Origin of the sequence: Thermosulfurimonas dismutans, from assembly GCF_001652585.1 — a bacterium.
In the GTDB taxonomy this organism is placed as follows: domain Bacteria; phylum Desulfobacterota; class Thermodesulfobacteria; order Thermodesulfobacteriales; family Thermodesulfobacteriaceae; genus Thermosulfurimonas; species Thermosulfurimonas dismutans.
Genome location: NZ_LWLG01000002.1, coordinates 58,430 through 79,518 on the forward strand (window position 1 = coordinate 58,430; position 21,089 = coordinate 79,518).

17 protein-coding genes are annotated in these 21,089 nt (G+C 50.9%); 9 read left to right on the forward strand and 8 right to left on the reverse strand.

Annotated elements, in window-relative coordinates; translation table 11 throughout:
* Both pyrE and argB read right to left on the reverse strand, forming a co-directional pair.
* On the reverse strand, positions 1–537 hold the full coding sequence (gene pyrE, locus TDIS_RS02385) for an orotate phosphoribosyltransferase (RefSeq protein ID WP_068668935.1): 537 nt from the start codon (positions 535–537) through the stop codon (positions 1–3).
* Positions 518–1,420 carry an acetylglutamate kinase gene (gene argB / locus TDIS_RS02390; RefSeq protein WP_068668937.1) on the reverse strand — a complete coding sequence of 301 codons (903 nt, stop codon included), beginning with the start codon at positions 1,418–1,420 and terminating at the stop codon, positions 518–520. Before argB ends, pyrE begins: the two co-directional genes overlap by 20 nt.
* 37 nt (positions 1,421–1,457) lie before the next feature.
* Here argB and TDIS_RS02395 point away from each other — a divergent pair, with 37 nt between their 5' ends.
* Together TDIS_RS02395 and TDIS_RS02400 are read left to right on the forward strand one after the other, a co-directional pair.
* Positions 1,458–2,648 carry a dicarboxylate/amino acid:cation symporter gene (locus TDIS_RS02395; protein WP_208595661.1) on the forward strand — a complete coding sequence of 397 codons (1,191 nt, stop codon included), beginning with the start codon at positions 1,458–1,460 and terminating at the stop codon, positions 2,646–2,648.
* Positions 2,644–3,234, forward strand: coding sequence for an RNA ligase partner protein (locus TDIS_RS02400; RefSeq protein ID WP_068668939.1), 591 nt, complete (start codon positions 2,644–2,646; stop codon positions 3,232–3,234). The genes TDIS_RS02395 and TDIS_RS02400 overlap by 5 nt, the downstream gene beginning before the upstream one ends.
* Here TDIS_RS02400 and TDIS_RS02405 read toward each other — a convergent pair.
* The 4 genes from TDIS_RS02405 to icd form a co-directional block, all read right to left on the reverse strand.
* Positions 3,231–4,355: a KamA family radical SAM protein gene (locus tag TDIS_RS02405; RefSeq protein ID WP_068668941.1), complete on the reverse strand. Its 1,125-nt coding sequence runs from the start codon at positions 4,353–4,355 to the stop codon at positions 3,231–3,233. The genes TDIS_RS02400 and TDIS_RS02405 overlap by 4 nt on opposite strands.
* Before the next feature lie 142 nt (positions 4,356–4,497).
* A complete protein-coding gene (locus TDIS_RS02410; RefSeq protein WP_068668943.1) occupies positions 4,498–5,007 on the reverse strand; it encodes an LPS-assembly lipoprotein LptE in 510 nt (169 codons plus the stop codon).
* Positions 4,994–7,585, reverse strand: a complete 2,592-nt coding sequence (leuS, locus tag TDIS_RS02415; protein ID WP_068668945.1) for a leucine--tRNA ligase — start codon at positions 7,583–7,585, stop codon at positions 4,994–4,996. Before leuS ends, TDIS_RS02410 begins: the two co-directional genes overlap by 14 nt.
* Positions 7,586–7,631: 46 nt before the next feature.
* Complete coding sequence (gene icd, locus TDIS_RS02420; protein WP_068668947.1) at positions 7,632–8,855, reverse strand: isocitrate dehydrogenase (NADP(+)); 1,224 nt, start codon at positions 8,853–8,855, stop codon at positions 7,632–7,634.
* A 99-nt stretch (positions 8,856–8,954) separates the two neighbouring features.
* Between icd and TDIS_RS02425 the strand changes: the two genes are divergently transcribed.
* The 3 genes from TDIS_RS02425 to nikR all read left to right on the forward strand — a co-directional run bounded on the left by TDIS_RS02425 (position 8,955) and on the right by nikR (position 11,569).
* Positions 8,955–9,626 (forward strand): uracil-DNA glycosylase, encoded by a 672-nt coding sequence (locus TDIS_RS02425; protein ID WP_068668949.1) that lies wholly within the window; start codon positions 8,955–8,957, stop codon positions 9,624–9,626.
* On the forward strand, positions 9,623–10,936 hold the full coding sequence (locus TDIS_RS02430; RefSeq protein ID WP_068668951.1) for an NfeD family protein: 1,314 nt from the start codon (positions 9,623–9,625) through the stop codon (positions 10,934–10,936). The genes TDIS_RS02425 and TDIS_RS02430 overlap by 4 nt, the downstream gene beginning before the upstream one ends.
* A gap of 213 nt (positions 10,937–11,149) precedes the next feature.
* Positions 11,150–11,569, forward strand: coding sequence for a nickel-responsive transcriptional regulator NikR (nikR, locus tag TDIS_RS02435; protein WP_068668953.1), 420 nt, complete (start codon positions 11,150–11,152; stop codon positions 11,567–11,569).
* Between the two features lie 3 nt (positions 11,570–11,572).
* Here the strand turns inward: nikR and fmt are convergent, their stop codons facing one another.
* On the reverse strand, positions 11,573–12,511 hold the full coding sequence (gene fmt, locus TDIS_RS02440) for a methionyl-tRNA formyltransferase (RefSeq protein WP_068668955.1): 939 nt from the start codon (positions 12,509–12,511) through the stop codon (positions 11,573–11,575).
* Positions 12,508–15,093, reverse strand: a complete 2,586-nt coding sequence (gene clpB, locus TDIS_RS02445; protein ID WP_068668957.1) for an ATP-dependent chaperone ClpB — start codon at positions 15,091–15,093, stop codon at positions 12,508–12,510. The genes fmt and clpB overlap by 4 nt, the downstream gene beginning before the upstream one ends.
* A 770-nt stretch (positions 15,094–15,863) precedes the next feature.
* Between clpB and TDIS_RS11135 the strand changes: the two genes are divergently transcribed.
* Genes TDIS_RS11135 through TDIS_RS02465 form a run of 4 tightly spaced genes read left to right on the forward strand, consistent with a single transcriptional unit; the run spans position 15,864 to position 21,057 of the window.
* On the forward strand, positions 15,864–16,682 hold the full coding sequence (locus TDIS_RS11135) for a flagellar hook-length control protein FliK (protein ID WP_161939457.1): 819 nt from the start codon (positions 15,864–15,866) through the stop codon (positions 16,680–16,682).
* Positions 16,683–16,691: 9 nt separating this feature from the next.
* On the forward strand, positions 16,692–17,357 hold the full coding sequence (locus tag TDIS_RS02455) for a flagellar hook assembly protein FlgD (protein WP_068668961.1): 666 nt from the start codon (positions 16,692–16,694) through the stop codon (positions 17,355–17,357).
* A gap of 11 nt (positions 17,358–17,368) precedes the next feature.
* Positions 17,369–18,763, forward strand: coding sequence for a flagellar hook protein FlgE (locus tag TDIS_RS02460; RefSeq protein WP_068668963.1), 1,395 nt, complete (start codon positions 17,369–17,371; stop codon positions 18,761–18,763).
* Positions 18,764–18,819: 56 nt separating this feature from the next.
* Positions 18,820–21,057 (forward strand): flagellar hook-basal body complex protein, encoded by a 2,238-nt coding sequence (locus tag TDIS_RS02465; protein ID WP_068668965.1) that lies wholly within the window; start codon positions 18,820–18,822, stop codon positions 21,055–21,057.
* Positions 21,058–21,089: the final 32 nt, after the last annotated feature.

Genomic DNA, 21,089 nt, shown 5'->3' on the forward strand with positions numbered 1-21,089 from the left:
TTAGAAAAATTCGCGGAGGGTAAAAAGGGCTCGGAGGATAAGGCCTCTCTCGGAGAGAGCTTCCTTCCCTCCTTCCTCTCTGTCCACCAGGGCCACCACTCCAAGGATATACAGCCCAAACTCTTTAGCCCGTTCATAGGCCTTTAAGGCCGAACCTCCGGTGGTAACCACATCTTCCAGGATGACCGCCCGCATGCCCGGACGAACATGACCTTCTATATACTTTTGAGTCCCGTGACCCTTGGCTTCTTTGCGCACAATAAAACCTTCTAAAGGATAGTCCTCGAGACCGGCTGCAAAGCACACAGCCGCTACCAGAGGATCGGCCCCCAGAGTAAGTCCCCCCACGGCCTCGGGCTCAAAGGTCTTCACTTCCTCCCAGAGGAGGCGTCCGATAAGCGGAAGGGCCTCCGAATAAAGAGTGACCTGTTTACAGTCTAGATAATGTTGGCTGATCCTCCCCGAGGCCAGCCTGAAACCCTCCTCCTTAAACAGATAGGCCCTTTCCTTTAAGAGCTTAAATAGTTTCTCCTTCATCCTTTACAATCTCCGTACCCACCCCTTGGTCGGTAAAAAGTTCCAACAGGAGGGCATGGGGGACACGGCCGTCTATGACATGGGCCTTTTTGACCCCGGCCGAAAGGGCCTTTTTGGCACTTTTTAACTTAGGGATCATACCTCCTTTGGCAACCTCCCGCGACAGAAGATATTCAACCTGGGAAAGGGTAATAGTCGAAAGAAGACGCCCTTCCTCATCAAGCACTCCCTTCACATCCGTAAGATAAACCACCTTCTCGGCCGAAAGGGCCCCCGCTACCGCTCCGGCCACGAGATCAGCGTTTATGTTGTAAGCCTCACTATCCGGCCCCACCCCCACCGGGGCTATCACAGGAATGAAATCCTTTTCCATGAGAGTATTGAGAACCTCGGGATTAACTTTCTTGACCTTACCCACCCTTCCGATATCAATGATTTCCGGAGGCCGATCCTCACCGGTGTAACGGTAAACCTGCATCTTCTCGGCCTCTATAAGATCTCCATCCCGGCCTGAAAGCCCCACCGCCCTTGCCCCGTGACGGTTTATGAGACTGACGATGCTTTTGTTTACCGTGCCCACCAGCACCATCTCCACCACGCTCATGGTTTCAGGATCCGTTACTCGTTGGCCCTCTACAAAGACCGGTTTAAGCCCCATTTTCTTCATAACCTCACTTATTTGGGGGCCCCCTCCGTGGACAATAACCGGACGAATACCCACATATTTCATGAGCACGATGTCCTGAGCAAAGGCCTCCTTAAGGGCCGGATCCACCATGGCGTGACCACCATACTTCACCACTACCACCTTGCCATAAAAAAGGCGGATATAAGGCAAGGCCTCTACCAAAACCCGAGCGGTATCCAGTTTGAGGTCCGACATAACTTGGTATATATAGCACAAAAGAGGAACTCTAAAAGTGGGATTTTTAAAACGGATTGAAAATCAAACTCTGCTGGCCATTCTGCTGGCCGTCGTGGTGGGGATATCCTTCCCCTCGGTGGTCTTGAAATTTTCGGTTATCGGGAAAGCCTTCCTGAAACTGCTGAAGATGGTGGTAGCCCCCCTGATCTTTACCTCGGTATTTATAAGCCTCTTAAATCTGAAGAGTCTGAAAACCCTGGAACGGTTGGGTCTTAGGACCATCATTTACTACCTTGCGACCACCTCCCTTTCGGTTCTAATAGGCCTCCTCCTGGTGAACCTCATCAAACCCTCGGCCGAGATAGGGGCCAGCGAGATACCCGAATTAAAAACCATTTCCCTATCAGAGCTCTTCCTCGGGCTCTTTCCGGAAAATATCGTCAAGAGCTTCGCCCACACGGAGGTCATTCCCATCATCTTCTTCGCTATGGTGTTGGCTCTTGCGGCTCTCAAAATAGGAGAAAAGGCCAGACCGTTGAACTTATTTTTCGGGGCCCTCAACGAGACTCTTCTCACCCTCACTCGGGGCATCATCCGCCTGACACCGGCAGGAGTCTTCTTTCTGGTAGCTTCTTTGGTGGCCAAGGAAGGTCTCTCTCCACTCATATCCCTCTGGGAATATGCCGGAACCGTAGTCCTGGGACTAGCCATCCATGGTTTGGTAACCCTGCCTTTTCTCCTTTATCTCTTCACCCGGACAAACCCCTGGCGGTATTTCCTTGCCGTGCGGGAAGCTCCGCTTCTAGCCCTCTCCACGGCTTCGAGTTCGGCCACTCTGCCGGTAACCATTGAAGTTGCCGAGGAAAAAGCCGGAGTAAAACCTGAGGTGGCAGGTTTCATCCTCCCCCTGGGGTCCACCGTCAATATGGACGGCACCGCCCTTTACGAGGCCGTAGCCGCCATGTTCATTGCCTACTCCTACGGTCTCAAACTCACGCTTTCTCAGCAGGTGGTTATCTTCTTGACTGCGGTTCTGGCCTCGGTGGGAGCTGCGGGTATTCCCAGTGCAGGCCTGGTAACCATGACCTTAGTCCTTCAATCCGTGGGCCTTCCCCTTGAGGGCCTGGGGCTGATCTTGGCGGTGGATAGATTCTTGGATATGCTACGAACTAGCATAAACGTTTGGGGAGACCTAGTGGGGGCTAAAATCATAGATTCCTGGTTGCCCAAGGAGGCCAAGCATTAACGCCTCTGAGAAAGAACGCCTGATTCCGGATACCAGCATCTTCACCAATCCTGACGTTTATCACCAGCTGGGTGAAAGTCCCCCCGAAGCCTTTGAAAACTTCCTTCTCTTAGCGGCGGAGGCCGACGGACTCTCCGTTTATATGCCTTCTTCCATTTATGAGGAACTGAAAAAGATGGTAAAGGATCTTCACATCCCGCCCAGGGCCCGGGCCATTTTCAAGGTCAAATCCCCCCGAAAGTATGAACTCCAGATTCCGGCCTTCTTACTTTATGAATTCATCGAAGACCTGAGGAAAAGGATCAATAAAGGGCTCCGGGTGGCCGAAGAGGCCGTGAGGCTCAGTTCCGGAAAAAAACCAGGAGAGGTCATCAACATTCTTCGCCGAAAATATCGGGAGGCCCTCCGGGAGGGGATCGTAGATAGCCGAGAGGACCTAGAGCTCATCTTGCTAGCCCTTGAGCTTGATGGCATAGTGCTTTCGGCAGACCGAGGAGTCCTTCTTATGGCGGACAAGCTTGGTATCCGCTACATTCCCCCGAAGGAGATTCGGGAAACCCTCGAGGGTTTCCGGTACCTGGGTTAGATCGGACGCTCATCTAAAAGCGGGATTTCTTCCACTAGCTCTGTATAATCATCCAACCAGTAAGCTTGCGGATTCCGACGATAGACCAAAACCTTTCCGGTATCTTGATTACGAGCGGCCCGGTGAAACTTGAAAATTACGTGCTCCCGAGTCATGGCCACTATCTCTATTTTCCCCATAGCATGAGACATCACGAAACGGGCCCTCTTGGCCACCCCGGAAACCCTGCCCCTAGCAGTTTCAAATATCTGGTATCCCCGCTCAATGGGGACGGCGTAGGGTTTATTGCCTACCGTAGGCCGACATTGAAAGACATAATACGGAGAAACCCCCATAGAAGCCAGTTGTCTGAAAAGCTCGGCCAAAACCCCCGGATCATCATTAACCCCTGAAATCATAGGACATTGATTGAGAATCTGAACCCCGGCCTTGAAAAGAAGATGGCAGGCTCGCACGGCCTCGGGGGTAATCTCTCTAGGATGATCGAAATGGGTGACCACATAGATACGTCTTTCAGGAAGACTATATTTCTTGAGAACCTCAAGCAACTCGGGATCGTTGAGGATGCGTTCCGGCCAGTAGGAAAGGATTCTAGTTCCTAATCTAATAAACCTCACATGAGGGACCTTGGCGACCTCGGAGATGAGCTCCCGAAGTCTTGAAGTAGAGAGCATCAAGGCATCGCCACCGGAAAGAATGACGTTGGTGACTTCGGGATGGCCTCGCAAGTACTCTACCAGGGCCTTTACATCCCGAAGACGTTCCTCCCTTTTCTCATCCGTCAAGAAGAGCCTCTTCCTGAAACAATATCGGCAGAGCCCAGCACATTTATTGGAAGCCAGAACCAGGACCGTGGAATCATATTTGTGCTGAACCCCCTCCATGACCGTATAATTAGCCTCATTGGACGGATCTACCCGCCCCCAAGGCTCAAGCTCTCCCTCATCGGGCACCACCACTCGACGCAAGGGATCAGAGGGATCATTAAAGTTAATGAGTCTCAAATAGTGAGAAGTACAAAAAAAGGGAAACTTTTCAGATACCCTCAAAAGCCTTTCCCTTTCCTCAACCGAGAGAGGTATCTCCTCCAAATCCTTTACGAACCTCACCCTATGGGGCATTACAACCTCCTCCAAGATTTTTAAAGCAGAAATCGGACTATGAGGGACGATTTTAAACCTAAATTAATAGTTCTCTCTGCACTGTCAAGCCTTAGAAGGCTACAGATTTTTTAAATTTGTAAAAAAATTTCGGAAATTTTTGTCAAAAAGAAGCGGTTATTTGGTGGTAGATGATGTCGGCCAAATCCTCGGATAGTTTGCGCAGGGCCTCCTCCTTTCCAGGATCAAGGACCCCTGAGGATGTCCCCTCCACGGGATAATTCTCATACCGGGAGAGGTTACGATTTTGCCAGATTATCTGTCCGTCCCTTGTCCGCATATCGACGGCCAGGGTTACGGAAACCCGCCGTTCTAGGGTTTCGGTGTAAGTATTGTAAGAAATCCCGCCTACGGAAAGGCTCTTGACCTCTCCGCCAATTACGAGATCGGCTTTGGTAGGACTGGCGGCCAACTTTACAAAGCCACTTCGGGCAAATCTACGCCTCAAGGCCTCAGAGAGATAGACCCCTAGTTCGGTCTCCGCGGTTCGGTTCTTAAAGATTTCCACATAAAGGGTCTGCCACTCGGGCCTAAACCCGGGAGGCTTTTCTCTCAAACGATATCCACAGGCATTGAGAAAAAGGACAAGGATCAGAAAACTAGTTCGCCACAAAATTGATGAGCCTCCCGGGCACAAAAACCACCTTGCGGATGGTCTTGCCCTCAAGGTGGCGCTTAACCTTGGAAGAAGAGAGGGCCAGTTCTCTTACCCTTTCTTCCGGAGTTCCAGCCGGTACCCGAAGCTGATCCCTGACCTTGCCATTCACCTGAACCACCACCGTAATCTCCTCCTCCCGGGCTACCTCTTCACTCCATTCCGGCCACTCGGTCTCAGCAACCAGCCCCTTCTCGCCGAGCTTTTCCCAGAGTTCCTCGCAGATATGTGGCGTCATAGGGGAAAGCAACAACACTATTGCCCGCAGGGTTTCCTTCAAGACTTCATAAAAGCCTGGAGCCTCGGGAGAGGCCTTTTTCAAGGTATCTTCCAGATGATTCACCAACTCCATTATGGCCGCAATGGCGGTATTGAAGTGAAGCCTTTCTTCAAGATCCTGGGTGACCTTGCGAATGGTCTGGTGCGTTTTGCGCCTTAGAGCTTTGAGTTCCGAGGGCAAATCGTTTCCATCGCCGGAGTAGGGCTCAACCTCCCTTATCTTTTCCGACCATTCCGAAACCAAGTGGTAAAGCCTTTTCAGAAATCGAAAGGCCCCTTCAATGCCCTGGTCGCTCCACTCTAGATCCCTTTCCGGTGGGGCGGCAAAGAGCATGAAAAGCCTTACCGTATCCGCTCCGTAGCGCTTTATCATTTCATCCGGATCCACTACGTTGCACTTGCTCTTGGACATCTTCTCCGGCCGGCCCACGATCACCCTTTCTCCACACCCCTCCTTGAGACAGGTCCCGGACTCCGAGACCTCCTCTGGATAGAGCCAGCCGTGTCGGGGACATTTGTAGGGCTCTTTAATGACCATCCCCTGGGTAAGGAGCTTTTCGAAGGGTTCATCCAGGTGGAGATATCCCAGGTCCCTCAAGACCTTGGTAAAAAAGCGGGCGTAGAGGAGGTGCAGGATGGCGTGCTCGATGCCTCCAATATACTGATCTACCGGAAGCCAATAGTGAACCTTCTCGGAAACCAAAGGCTCTTTAGCATCGGGACAAGCAAAGCGGGCAAAATACCAGGAGGACTCCACAAAGGTATCAAAGGTATCGGTCTCCCTCCGGGCGGGCCCTCCGCAGCGGGGACATTCGGTCTTCAGAAAACTTTCCAGTTTAGGCAGAGGAGAACGACCGGCTTCATCTATCTGGGCATTGAGAGGTAACTTTACCGGGAGGTTCTCGAGTTTCTCCGGCACGACGCCACAACGCTCGCAATAGACCACCGGGATGGGGCAACCCCAATAACGTTGACGCGAAACCCCCCAGTCCCGAAGACGATAGCTAACCTTCTTCCGGCCAACTCCAATTTTTTCGAGGTGTTCCACAATGGCCCGTTTCCCTTCCTCACTCGGAAGACCGGTGAAAGGCCCGGAATTGACCATCACCCCTGGTTCCTCGTAGGCGGCTTCCATGGTCTCGGGATCAAGCTCCGCATCCTCGGGATTAATGACCACCTTTATCGGAAGCCCATACTTTCTGGCGAACTCGAAATCCCTCTGGTCATGGGCGGGAACCGCCATGACCGCCCCGGTGCCGTATTCCATGAGCACGAAATTGGCGGCATAGATGGGCACCTTCTCGCCGGTCAAAGGATGAATGGCATAGGCTTCAAGAAAAAGCCCTTCCTTTTCGGCCAGACCTTCCTCGATCTCCCGTCGCGCACGCCTGGCCTTTTCCCTGAAAGCCAGAAGTTCTTCCTTTATCCCGGCCCTCTCGGCCAGGCGCTCGGCCAGGGGATGTTCCGGAGATAGGGAAACAAAGGTCACACCGTAAAGGGTGTCCGGTCGGGTGGTGAAGACCGTGATCTTTTCAGGAAGACCATCCACCTCAAACTCGATCTCTGCGCCTTCGCTCTTTCCGATCCAGTTTCTCTGCATGACAAGGACCTTCTCCGGCCACTTTCCCTGGAGCTTTTCGAGATCCCGCAGCAGTTCCTCGGCATAAGCCGTAATCCTGAAAAACCATCCTTCCATCTCTCTCTGGACAACTTCGGTCCCGCAGCGCCAGCAGGCTCCGTCCTCCACCTGTTCGTTGGCCAGTACGGTGTGACAGCTTGGACACCAATTGACCAGAGTCTTCTTCCGGTAAGCCAGCCCGCGCTCAAGCATTTCAATAAAGAAACGCTGTTCGTGCCGATAGTATTCGTGGTCGCAAGTGGCAAATTCTCTGCTCCAGTCGTAGCTGAAACCCAGTCGCCGAAGTTGCCGTCGCATGTAATCTATGTTGTCGTAAGTCCAGTCCGCGGGATGGACCCCGTGCTTGAGGGCCGCATTTTCTGCCGGAAGCCCGAAGGCATCCCAGCCCATGGGATGGAGCACGTTAAAGCCGCGCATCTTCTTATAGCGGGCAATAACATCCCCAATGGTGTAGTTTCGCACATGGCCCATGTGGATGCGCCCGGAGGGATAGGGAAACATCTCCAGGACATAGTATTTGGGCTTATCCGGGTCCTCTTTAACCCTGAAAACGCCTTTCTCCTCCCAGATCCGCTGCCACTTGATCTCTATTTCCTCGGGTTTGTAAACCTCGCCCATAGCCGGCCTCCGCGCTTCCAAAATTTCCCGGTTTACACCGGTCTTGCTAGATATTTCGGATATTTTCGATCACGGCCTCGCCGAATTCGGAACATTTGACCTCCTTGGCCCCTTCGATCTGACGGGCGAGGTCATAAGTGACCACCTTCTGCTGTACGGTCCGGGAAAGGCCCTCCCAGATAAGCTCCGCGGCCTCCCTCCACCCAAGATACTCAAGCATCATCATCCCAGAAAGAATAAGGGAACTGGGATTAACCTTGTCCTGGCCGGCATACTTTGGGGCTGAACCGTGAGTGGCCTCAAAGACCGCATATCCGTCGCCGATATTGCCTCCTGGGGCCATGCCAAGCCCTCCCACCTGAGCCGCAAGCGCATCCGACATATAGTCTCCGTTCAGGTTGGGCATGGCAAGCACACTGTAGTCTTCGGGACGAAGGAGGGCCCATTGGAACATGGCATCCGCAATTCGATCTTTAATAACCACCACCCCTTCGGGCACACCTTCGGGATACTTCTCGGCCACCTCGGACTCCGGCACGGTCTTTTCCGGAAACTCCTCCCTGGCAAGCTCATAGCCCCATTTGGCAAAGGCCCCTTCGGTAAACTTCATGATGTTGCCTTTATGCACCAGGGTCACGCTGGGTTTGCCCAGAGAAAGGGCATACTCGATAGCCTTTCTTACCAATCGCTGTGTTCCAAAACGGCTTATGGGTTTGATCCCAATTCCAGAGTCCGGACGTATCTCTTTTCCGAATTCCTCCTTAATAAACTCAATCAGACGTTTGGCCTCTTTTGAGCCTGCCTCCCACTCTATCCCGGCATAGACATCCTCGGTGTTTTCCCGAAAGACCACCATATCCACCTTTTCGGGATGTTTTACCGGACTGGGAGTTCCCGGGACCCAACGCACCGGACGCACGCAGGCGTAAAGATCCAGCACCTGCCTGATGGTCACGTTGAGACTCCGAATCCCCCCTCCCACAGGCGTGGTGAGCGGCCCCTTAATGGCCACCACGTGTTCTTTTATGGCCTGAAGGGTCTCCTCCGGAAGATAGGAACCGGTGGCCTCTTTGGCCTTCTCTCCGGCCAGAACCTCCTTCCAGTGTATCCGACGGCGGCTTCCGTAAGCCTTTTCCACCGCCGCATCCAGAACCTTCTTCATCGCTGGCGTGATGTCCACCCCAATACCGTCGCCCTCGATATAAGGAATGATGGGCTCATCCGGAACCACCAGCGTGCCATCGGGATTGAGTTTTATCTTCTCCGCCATTCTTGCCTCCTTTGCTTTTTTGGCCTAATCCCCTACCCCAAAATCGGAATTTTTACAACATCTCTTTACGCTAATCCCTCTTGGAGCTAAACTTATCCTGTGAGAGATTTTATTAAACTTTTGGGCACCTATCTAGAGTATCTACAGATTCTGGGGATAGATTCTTTGCCGGCCTTTCCTGAAGTCAAGAGTTTCCTTGAACTTGACCCTTTGGTCCCCGAAAGTCTTGAAGAGCTTGAAAGAGAAATCAAGGCCTGCCGTAAATGTCCCCTTCATCGCACCCGTACCCAGGCCGTACCCGGAGAAGGACCAACCCCTTGTGAGATCATGATTGTGGGGGAAGCCCCGGGACGAGAGGAAGATCTCGAAGGGCGTCCCTTCGTGGGAGCCGCCGGGAAACTCCTGGAAAAGATGCTTGCGGCCATCGAACTCAAACGCACCAGGATTTACATCACCAATGTGGTCAAGTGCCGTCCCCCTGGCAACCGCACTCCGGAAGAAGAAGAAATGAAGGCCTGTCGACCTTATCTCGCCCGACAGATCCGCCTGATAAAGCCTAAGGCCATTCTGGCCCTGGGGAGCGTGGCTGCTAGAAGTTTACTTCTTACCAGGGATCCCCTTTTAAAACTTAGGGGCCGGGTCCATATGCTTGAGGGTATAAAGGTGGTGCCTTCTTATCATCCGGCCTATTTATTGCGTAACCCCTCGGCTAAAAGAGCGGCCTGGGAAGACCTCAAACTTTTCCAAAGAGTCCTTAGAGAAGGAACATGAAAAAACTCCCTTTTTCGATCCTGATTTTGATAGTTTTCCTTTCTTTAGGCTTAGCCACAGAGAAAAATTCTTCAAGAGCTCCTATTCTCTTGGTCAAGATAGATGACGTCATCACGCCGGTAACCACTGATTTCCTCCTCGGAAGTCTTGAAGAGGCCCAGCAAGGGAACTACCAGGCGGTCATCTGGCAGCTTGACACCCCTGGAGGTCTGGTAGAATCCACCCGCCAGATAGTAAAAGCCGTTCTGGCCTCTCCGGTTCCGGTGGTGGTTTACGTGGCCCCGGGCGGGGCCCGAGCAGCCTCTGCCGGTACCTTCATCGTCCTTTCCGCCCATATCGCAGCCATGGCCCCTGGTACTCATTTAGGAGCGGCCCATCCGGTAACCCTTATCGGAGGGAAGATAGACAAAAAGACCGCCCAAAAAATCGAAAACGACCTCGCGGCCTGGGCCCGAAGTCTGGCCAGACTTCGGAAGCGTAATGAAAAGTTTGCTGAAGAGGCCGTAACCCAAAGTCGCACCCTCACCGCTGAAGAAGCCTTAAAAGCTAGAGTAATAGACTTTCTGGCCGAGGATCTGAAAAACCTTTTACAAAGCCTTGATGGCCAAAAAATAAAACTCGACCATCGAGAAGTGACCCTAAAGACCACCGGGGTTACCATTTTGACCTACAAACAAGATCTGAAAACCCGAATTCTTAGCATTCTGGTCCACCCTCAAGTGGCCTATCTTCTTCTAATGCTTGGCCTGGCCGGAATCTATTTCGAGCTGTCCAATCCCGGGGCCCTCTTTCCCGGGATAATAGGGGCAATATGTCTGGTCATGGCTCTCTTTGCCCTGCACATTCTACCGGTAAACTACGCTGGTCTAATTCTCATCGTGCTCTCGGCTCTTCTCTATTTTCTCGAGATCAAGATTGCAAGTTATGGCCTTATAGCCTTGGCGGCCACGGTCTGTCTCCTGCTGGGTTCCCTCATGCTTTTCGGAGATTATCCACCACCCCTTGCAGTGCCCTATTCCTTCCTCATCCCGATAGTTTCGATTATCGCCCTCTTCTTCCTAGTGGTAACCTATCTCGCAGCCAAGGCCCTCCATCGCCGGCCGGTCTCCGGTCCGGAAGGATTGCTGGGGAAAGAGGGATATACCATATCGGAAGTAGGGCCCGAAGGCGGTCAAGTATTCATTGAAGGAGAAATTTGGCAAGCCTTCTCCGAAACCCCCATCCCTCCCAAGACGCCGATCAAGGTGCTCGTTCAGGAAGGCCTAAAACTGAAAGTCAAACCCTTAAGGCAAGAAAAATTTGGAATATAAGGAAGCTAGCTTTATTAAAGCTAGCAGTATCTCTTTAAAAAGGACAGTCTTGATAATTCATTCAAAAAATTATTGAATATAAGCATGGTAAAATAAAAAGGACAACGTTTCTCGTTAGTGCCCGGAAAGGTTGGATACAGATATTCTATGGGAAAGAGAGGTCCCATTGCTTTGAGCTGGTAAAAATCAAGTCCTTACACCAAGGAGGAGCTTATGAGTGATCTCATACGCTTTGGGGTCTCTATTCCAGCTTTGCTTCTCAAAAATTTCGATCGTTATATCTCTAGGAAACATTACAGAAACCGATCCGAAGCTATCAGAGATCTCATAAGGGAAAAACTCGTAGAAGAAGAGTGGCAGGAAAGTAGAAGAGAAGTAGTGGGCACTATTACTTATGTATATGACCATCACAAACGAGAACTAACAGATCGTCTAATTGATATCCAACATAAACACTATACTCGTATTATATCTACTCAGCACGTGCATCTCGACCATAATCATTGTCTGGAAGTCATTATCGTAAAAGGTGAGGCCTCAGCAGTAAAAGATCTGGCCGACCGCATAAAGGCCCAGAAGGGAATACTTCATTGCAGTCTTTCCATGACCACGACAGGTAAAGATTTGACCTAAACTTCAGGCCCCAAGCACCGTACCCGGCTTAAGGGGATATCCTCGCAAAAATTCCTTAGCTGGGAGGCGACGTTTACCCTCAAGCTGTAATTCCCGAATGACTAGCACTCCATCTCCGGTGGCCACAGCTAGGCCCCCGGCCTCTACCCCAAGAACCGTACCGGGGGCCTTGGTGGTAGCTTCATGCACGACCAAAGGCTTAAATACCTTCAGTATCTTATCCTTCCAGTAAATATGGGCCCCAGGTCGGGGATCAAAGGCCCGTATAAGACAAGCCAGTTCCGAAGCCGGACGGGAAAAATCGAGGCGCCCCATTCCTTTTTCTATGGGGGGAGCATAACTCACGCCATCTTCAGGTTGAGGCCTAGGTGAAAGCTGGCCGACCTTAAAGAGCTCTAGGGCCTCCATCAAGGCTTTGGCTCCTAACTGGGCCAAACGCTGGTAAAGCTCGCCAAAGGTCTCATCTTCTCCGATGGTGAGGCTTTTTTGCAAAAGGATAGGACCGGTATCAAGCCCTTCGTCCATCTGCATGATGGTGATACCCGTTTCCCTTTCACCGTTGATAAGGGCCCATTGTATAGGAGCCGCTCCGCGGTATTTGGGAAGAAGCGAAGCGTGGATATTCCAACACCCGTATCGGGGAAGATCGAGGATCTCCCTCGGGAGAATCTTGCCGTAAGCCGCCACCACGATCAACTCCGGGTCCAGTTTGGCAAGGTCCGCCAGAAAGGCCGGATCCTTGATCTTCTCCGGCTCAAACACAGGCAGATCAGCCGCAAGGGCCACTTCTTTTACTGGAGAGGGACGGAGCTTGCGGCCCCGGCCACGGGGACGGTCCGGCTGGGTGACCACCCCCACTACCTCCTCGGAACCTAGGAGGGCCTTCAGGGCCGGAACCGCAAACTCCGGAGTTCCCATGAATACTACGCGATAGCTTTTCATTTCTTCCTGAAAACTATCTGTTGTTCTTTTTCATCGTAATCGGCAAGGATATGATCACCCTCCACGAATTCACCGGCCAGGATCTTCATGGCCAGAGGATCTTCAATATAACGCTGAATGGCCCGTCTCAAAGGCCTGGCACCGTAAACGGGATCGTAACCTACATTGGCCAGCCACTCCCGGGCCTTGTCTGTAAGCTCAAGGGTAAGGTGTTTTTCTGCCAGTCGCTCCCTAAGATACCGCAACTGTATATCCACAATCCTCATAAGTTCTTCACGTCCCAAGCGATTGAAGATGACAATCTCATCAATACGATTGAGAAATTCCGGACGGAACTGACTCCTGAGGGCCTCCATAACTCGCCTCTCTATCTCCTTCCGATCCTCGGAAATCTCCTGGATCCACTGGCTTCCGATATTGGAGGTCATGATGATGATGGTGTTGCGGAAATCCACCGTCCGGCCTTTGCCGTCGGTAAGTCTTCCGTCATCGAGGATCTGAAGTAGGATGTTGAAGACATCCGGATGGGCCTTTTCGATTTCATCAAATAGGATTACCGAATAGGGCCGGCGACGCACGGCCTCGGTGAGCTGTCCTCCCTCTTCGTAGCCCACGTAGCCTGGAGGAGCTCCGATGAGACGGGCCACCGAATGCTTCTCCATGTATTCGGTCATGTCTATGCGGATCATGGCCTCTTCGGTATCGAACATGAATTCCGCAAGCGCCTTGGCCAACTCGGTCTTACCCACCCCGGTGGGCCCAAGGAACATGAAGGAACCGATGGGCCGGTTGGGATCCTTGAGTCCGGCCCGGGCCCGACGCACAGCGTTGGCAATGGCCGAAATAGCATGATCTTGCCCCACCACCCGCTGCTTAAGCCTTTCCTCCATCTTGAGAAGCTTTTCCCGTTCGGACTCAAGGAGACGGGCCACCGGAATGCCGGTCCATTTGGAGATGATCTGGGCCACATCTTCGGCATCCACCTCTTCCTTGAGGAAACGGTGTTCCTTCTGGATCTCGGCCAATCGCTGGTTTTCGGCCTCCAGCTCCTTTTCGAGCTGAGGAATCTGACCATAGATGATCTCCGCTACCCGATTGAGGTCCCCCTGGCGCTCGGCCTGCTGAGCCTCGATGCGGAGCTGATCTATCCTTTCCTTAAGAGCTCGAATCTTCTTAATGACCTCTCGCTCCTCCTGCCAGTGCCGCTTCATCTCCTCGGACTTGGCTCTAAGCTCGGCCAACTGTTCTTCGATTCTTTTCAGTCGCTCTTTAGCCTTGGGGTCTGTTTCCTTCTCAAGGGCCACCTTTTCTATTTCAAGTTGCTTGATCTTACGCTCAACCTCGTCTATCTCCATGGGCATGGAGTCAATCTCTATCCGCAGTTTAGCCGCCGCCTCGTCGATAAGGTCAATAGCTTTATCCGGGAGATAACGATCGGTAATATACCGGTGGGAGAGGGTTACCGCGGCCACTATGGCACTATCCGTAATTCGAACTCCGTGGTGAACCTCATATTTTTCTTTCAAACCACGCAAGATAGCGATGGCCTCCTCTACCGAAGGTTCATCCACATAAACCGGCTGAAACCGCCGTTCAAGGGCCGGATCCTTTTCGATATATTTCCGGTATTCATCGATGGTGGTAGCCCCGATACAGTGGAGTTCACCCCGGGCAAGAGCGGGCTTTAACATGTTGGCCGCATCCATGGCCCCTTCCGCGGCACCGGCTCCCACAATAGTATGGATCTCGTCGATGAAAAGAATGATCTCGCCTTCGCTGGCCTGGATTTCCCGGAGAACAGCCTTAAACCTCTCCTCAAACTCTCCACGGAACTTGGTACCCGCAATAAGGGCTCCTAAATCAAGTTGAACTACGCGTTTGTCTTTTAGAGGATCAGGGACATCTCCGGCCACAATTCGTTGGGCCAGCCCCTCCACGATAGCGGTCTTACCCACGCCCGGCTCTCCCACCAGCACGGGATTGTTCTTGGTACGCCGGGAAAGGATCTGGATCACTCGCCGGATCTCCTCGTCCCGTCCGATCACAGGATCGAGTTTGCCGGCCCGGGCCAGGGCCGTAAGATCCCGCCCGAACTTCTCCAAGGCCTGATATTTGTCCTCCGGATTCTGGTCTGTGATTCGCTGGCCCTTGCGGATCTGCCTTACGGTCTCAAGGACGTTGTCCCTAGTAATCCCGCGGTTCTGTAAAATCCGAGCCGCTTCGGTATGGGTCTCAAGAATGGAGAGTAACAGATGTTCGGTGGAGATGTATTCGTCCCGCATCTCCCTGGCCAGGCGCTCGGCCCGATCAAGGATCTGTTTGAGAGTCATAGAAAGATAGACCTGATATCCGGTCCCGGATACCTGGGGCAATTTGTCCAAATACTCATCCAGATCAGAGGATACCAAGCGATTGTTCACTCCCAGGCGCTCAAGGATCATGGGCACAAGGCCGCCTTCCTGTTCTACCAGCGCCTTTAAAAGGTGTTCGGGCTCGAGCTGCTGGTGCCCGCGGGACTCCGCTATCCGTTGAGCCTCCTGCAGGGCGTCTTGAGCCTTGAAGGTAAATCTATCAAGTCGCATCGTTTTCAACCTCCCAAATTTATGTTTTTTCTTTTTGATCCGAAAAGTAAGGTAAGAACGCCTCTCAGTGTGTCAAGCAAACCCTTCCCGGAAATTGTTGCCTGACACGGAAAAATTTTCCCACCAAATCCTAGAATAGGCCTCAAAATCTCCCCAAAAATTACTGGCACAGTCCTTGCTTTCTTATCAAGCGAAAGAATTCGAAAAGGGGCTTGAATATGATTCCCAAAGTTCCAACCTCCGGAATCGATTTCGATAATATGACCGTACAAACTTCGTCTTCTACCCCAAACCTTCCTTCGGATTTTTTCCAAATACTTCTGCTGGCCCTGATGAACCTTTTTCAGGGAAAAGCGAACGACGAAACGAAAACCTTGGAATCCTCAGCGAACAACTCGGAAAAAGACATGTTTGGAACTCAGAAACCTTTAAGAATCGAAAATTTAGAGCAAGGAAAGGGTCTAACGTCTATCCTTGGTCTTCTTTTGCCAGAACCTTTGGCGCAAAATCTTAATCAGGAAGAGGCTCAGCCATTCCCCTCTGAGGGAGAGACGATTAGCTCCAAAACCGCTCAAAGAATTTTCTTTGAAGGGTTAAACTCCCCTATCGAATCCCCAGAAAAATTCCTCCCAAATACCAAAAGTAAAATCAAAGTCCAAGAATCTTATACAAATATAGTGAAAGATAATTCTGGTTTTCAGGTTGAAAATTTTCTTCGCCTTCCTTTACAAGAATCTGCCTTTCACAAGAATCCAGAAGACTCATCTTTGATGGACGAGAAGCTTCAGGATGTGTCCAAAACAATTCTCGAAGTATCTACGAGAAACCAAAACGGCCTCGAAACCCCAAATAATTTATGGCGAGAAAAGAGCACGGACACGGAACCAGATCTAAAATTGAAGACCCATTCCCAAGAAACGGATTCAAATCTCTCTTTAAAGCTCCAAGAAACACCTAAAGAAAACGGCAAGCAGATTTATGGCATACGCAACGAAATCTCTTACCGAAAAAAGGTCGGATCAAAAATAGAAAATAAGGACTCCAGGGATTTAACAAAGCATCGAATCTTTAATACAGAAGAACTTAAGATCATCCCAGGTGACAAGGGAGTTTCCGTTTCCTCACAAGAGATCTATCAATCTTCTCGCCATGTTCTTCATCCTCAGGAAACGATACCTCCCGGAGAAGTTGAACATATCATCAAGGATTTCATCTATGAAATTCAGCCCTCGGGAGAAAGGCGGGCCAAGATCAAACTTGAGCCTCCGGAACTTGGAGAGATGGAAATAGATCTCAAGGTCCACAAAGGAGAGGTACAGGTTGTCCTTACCGTGGAAAAGCCAGAAGCCGCAAGAGAACTCCATTTACACCTACCCCATCTAAGACACTCCCTAGAGGAACTGGGACTCAATCTCTCCGAATTTCAGATAGGCTTCTTTGGAGGCGGAGGCGGCGAAACCTCTTATACCTATCAAGATACTGGAGAGGAGAAAAAAAGAGGACCTATGAGGGTTGATAAATTAGCTTCGTCAAAGGAAGCTCCCATTACAGAAGCTGAAAAAGAAGGACTTTTAAACATTGTGGTTTAGGAGGAAGAAATGATTGCCGGAGTGGATGAAAAGACCGGACAGCCTTTGGCTTTGACTCGAACCCCCAAGAAAGTCCTTGGAAGAGAGGACTTCATCAAGCTTTTTGTTACCCAGCTTCAGTATCAGGACCCCATGAAACCTATCGAAAATAATGAGATGGCCATGCAGATGGCTCTGTTCAGTCAGGTGGATCAGCTCTTCAACCTCAACGAAAGCTTTGAAAAGCTACTTGAGATGGCCAAGGCCTACAATTTTTCCACCACCGCCTCCCTGGTGGGCAAATTGGTTAAGGCCCAAGGGTCTTACGGACGAGTGGAAAACGGTCGATTCCTAGGGGCCGAATTTGAACTTGACGAGCCCGCCAACCAGGTAGAGGTGGTCATTTATAGCGAGTCCGGTGAAGTAATTAAACGTTTGAATCTGGGGGCCCTTCCAGAGGGCAGCCACACCATTGAATGGGATGCCACCGACCAGTCCGGAAACACGGTTCCAGATGGGAACTATCGTCTGAAGGTTGTCCTACCGGGAAAAGAGCAGGAGTCCGTAACCGTAAAAGTTTACGGGCGGGTTACAGGGGCGGTGCTGGGGGAAGAGACCCAGATCATCCTTAATGAACACGAAAAACTAGATATCTCAGATCTTAAGGAGATCCTTGATCCCGAAAGTCTCTCTTAGGAGGAAAGACCATGAGCCTTTTGGGGAGCATATACCTTGGAACCTCCGGAGTCAAAACCCAAAGCCAGGGCATGCGGATCGCGGCCGATAACATTGGCAATCTAAATACTACCGGCTTCAAGGGTAGTCGTGGCCTTTTCGAAGATGTCTTTCTTGAGGTCTCCGGAGAAGTCTTTTCCTCCCAAAAGGGTTTGGGAAGTATGCTAAAAGACATAGATATCGACTTTTCGCCTGGGAACCTTCTTTCCACGGATATTCCAACCGATCTGGCTATCTTGGGGAAGGGATTTTTTATACTTAAAGATTCCAGCGGAGAGAACTTTTTTTCCCGCGACGGCCAATTTTTGCTGGCAGAAACCGAGAACAACACCCTAAGACTGGTCAATTCCTTAGGTTATAGTTTACTCGGCGCCGATCCCGGAGCCACACCGAATGGTGTGGCAGACCTTTCTCCTATTGAAATACCCAAAACCATTTCCGGTAGAGCCACCGAAAGGATCAGTCTAGAAATGAATCTAGATGCCAGAAAGGAACCCGAGGCCCTTTCCTTAAGCCTCCTTGAGGCCTGGGATGCTACCAACCCAGACGACCCCATCAATCCCGGAAATTACGAATTCATTACGGACACAAAAGTTTATGATCCCACTGGAGTGGAACACCAATTGACCATCTACTTTGATACCACCGACCAAAATAATCAGTACGAAATCTTAGTTACCTTAGCCGATCCCACCGAGGACTGGCGAGGCTCGGGACGTTATTCCGGAGCCCTTCTTTGGGGGACCCTCAACTTCGGGGCCGCTGGGGAAATCGTAGACGCGACTTTTTTTACCGTGGATGACGTCAACACTGGAAGCCTCACCCCGATTGATCTTACGGCCACCGGAAGGCCTCAGTTCACGCTGAATTTTACCGGTACCCCTCAAACCGTGACCCTGGATCTAGGTTTTTACTTTGATGCTACCGGTAGCCTCATCCGAACTCCCCAATCTGTTCATATGTATGGAGCTCCCTTTGCCGTTTATTATCAGCATCAAGACGGCTATCCCCCCGGGATCTTCGACCACCTCGAAATTGACCTAGAGGGAGTAATAAGAGCCTACTATAGCAATCAGCAATCCCAGGAGGTAGCTCGTATCTTCCTGGCGGACTTCACCGGATCGGATGATGCCCTTAAACGGGTCGGTGGCAACCTTTTCAAATCCGTAACCGGGGCCTCTCCGGAAATCTTTGCCCCCGGAAGATCAGCTATTGGAGCCATTAACTCAGGAGCTCTGGAAGGCTCGAATGTAGACCTCGCCACCGAGATGGTCAACTTGATCACCCTCCAGCGGGCCTTTCAGAGCAACGCTCGTGTGATAACTACTGCGGACCAGATGCTGGAAGATTTTTTGAGGGCTAAGTAATAAACATTCAGGTTTCAAGTAAAAAATTCCGAAAATAGGAAGAGGAGGTATGGGCCATGGCTTTGACGGATGCCCTTTTTACTGGAACCAGCGGACTTAAAAGTTTGGGACACGGTATGAGTGTGGTAGGAGATAACGTATCCAACCTCAATACTACGGCTTTCAAGGGGGCTCGGGTCACCTTTCAGGATGTAATGGCCCAGAGCATCAACACAGCCTCAGGCTCTGGACAGCTTGGTCGAGGAGCTACAGTCCAGGCCCTCTATCCTACCTTTGGGCAAGGATCCTTTGAGTCCACCGCCAATCCCACAGATTTAGCTATTGCCGGAAATGGCTTCTTCATTGTAAAGGAGCCCGGCTCAACCGGAAACCTTTTTTATACCCGAGACGGTCAATTCATGGTGGACAAAAACGGTTACTTAGTAAACCCCGCTGGGTTCCGGATCCAAGGCTGGCAAATAGACGAAAATACCGGGGATATCACCGGAGCCATTACCGATATCCGCATCGATCGCACCTCTCCTCCGGTAGCCACTTCCAAGATCGATGTCATCACTAATCTGGACGCCCGCGAAGATATCGAAACCATGGTGATTAACCTTAACGGAAATATAACTGATGGCGGATCGGCTGAGACTACCTTTGTAATCCGGGATATAGATGGAAACGACAATAAGATTTACGTAAAACTCACCTACAACGCCATTCTTAACAAATGGGATTACGAGATAAGAAAAAATAGTGCTACCGGAGCTATCCTGGCCCAGGGAACGGATTCTACAGCTACCCGGGCCACCATCCAGCTACCCTCTACAGGAGAAAACATAATAATTGACTGGAGTACCGTTACCCATACGACTACGGGAAATTTGATCTCCGCTCCTGGACGAGAAGGAAGGGTAGAAATTAGTGACGGAGGCACGCCTATCAGTAACAATAACTGGGTATATACGGATTTCACCCTTAAAGACGCCAACGGCACGGATCGGAACTTGAGGATATGGCTTTATTACGATGGTGGCGATGGACGATGGGACTATTATGTAGTTGAAAATCCCGATCCTGGAGCTACTGATCCTGCCTCTGAGACCGGAACCATCCTGGCCCGCGGACAAAATGTAAACGAAACCTCAGCGTACTTTTTCCTAGATGGAACTACACAGATGGCAACTATTGATTGGAGTTTGGTTGGCACAGGCGGAACCGGAAACACGATTACAGTAGATAATAAGTATGCACTTCAAGAAGTTAGTTCTCTTTTTGACCGCTGGGATGCTCGTAACGAAACTCCCTTGGCCTCTACCGAATATACCTACCGCACCACCCTAACCATCTACGATTCTCTGGGAACTCCGCATGAGATAACTATCTATTATGACACCACCACCAAGGACAATACTTACGAATTCTTGGTAACTTGCAGTCCCACGGAAGACCAACGGGATTTCACTAAAGACACTGATCCTATGAAGTGGTTAACGGAAGAAGGGAGTGTGCCAGTTACAAAAGACATTCCTTCCGGAAGCACTTTTGCCAAGGCCAAACAAGGCGTACTCATGTACGGTAGACTAGCCTTTGACAACCAGGGAAACGTCAAAAATTTCTATCAAACCTACCGTCTGGACGCTAATACGGGTGCCTTGGTAAAAGTTATAGATCAGAATGGACTTCCGGTACCTGATCCTTTGGATGGCTTTGATGCCCTTGGAGCCAATGGCTATCCCATCTTTATTGCAGACTTTTTGGGAATAGATCTAGTGGATAACCGTCCCGCAGGCTCTGAACAGTATCAAGGGGCCTCTCGGAATGACCTTCAGCAGATTGAACTCAATTTTGGTTACTTCTATAAAGATTCTTGGCGTTCGGAGTCTGTAAGAACCACCCAGTACGCCACAAGTAACTCCACCATCTTTTATGACCAGGACGGCTTCGGACCGGGATCTCTGGAATCTCTTTCCGTGGACACCGATGGTGTCATAACTGGACATTATTCTAACGGCCGGGTGATTCCGCTCTGGATGGTAGCCCTCGCTAATTTCAACGCCCCGGAAAGACTAGACAAGGTAGGCGGCAACCTCTTCCGAGAGACCACCCATTCTGGGCCGCCTATCACCGGAAAACCCCGCACCAATGGGCTTGGCTCCATCGCCCCTAATAGCCTAGAGCAGTCCAACGTAGATCTGGGTGAGCAGTTTGTGAAGATGATCATCTTTCAGCGGGGCTTTCAGGCCGACGCCCGCATTATTACGGTAACCGACACCATGCTAGACGAGCTCATCAACCTCAAACGATAATTCTTAAAAGATTTCGGGATATTATAAAGGCG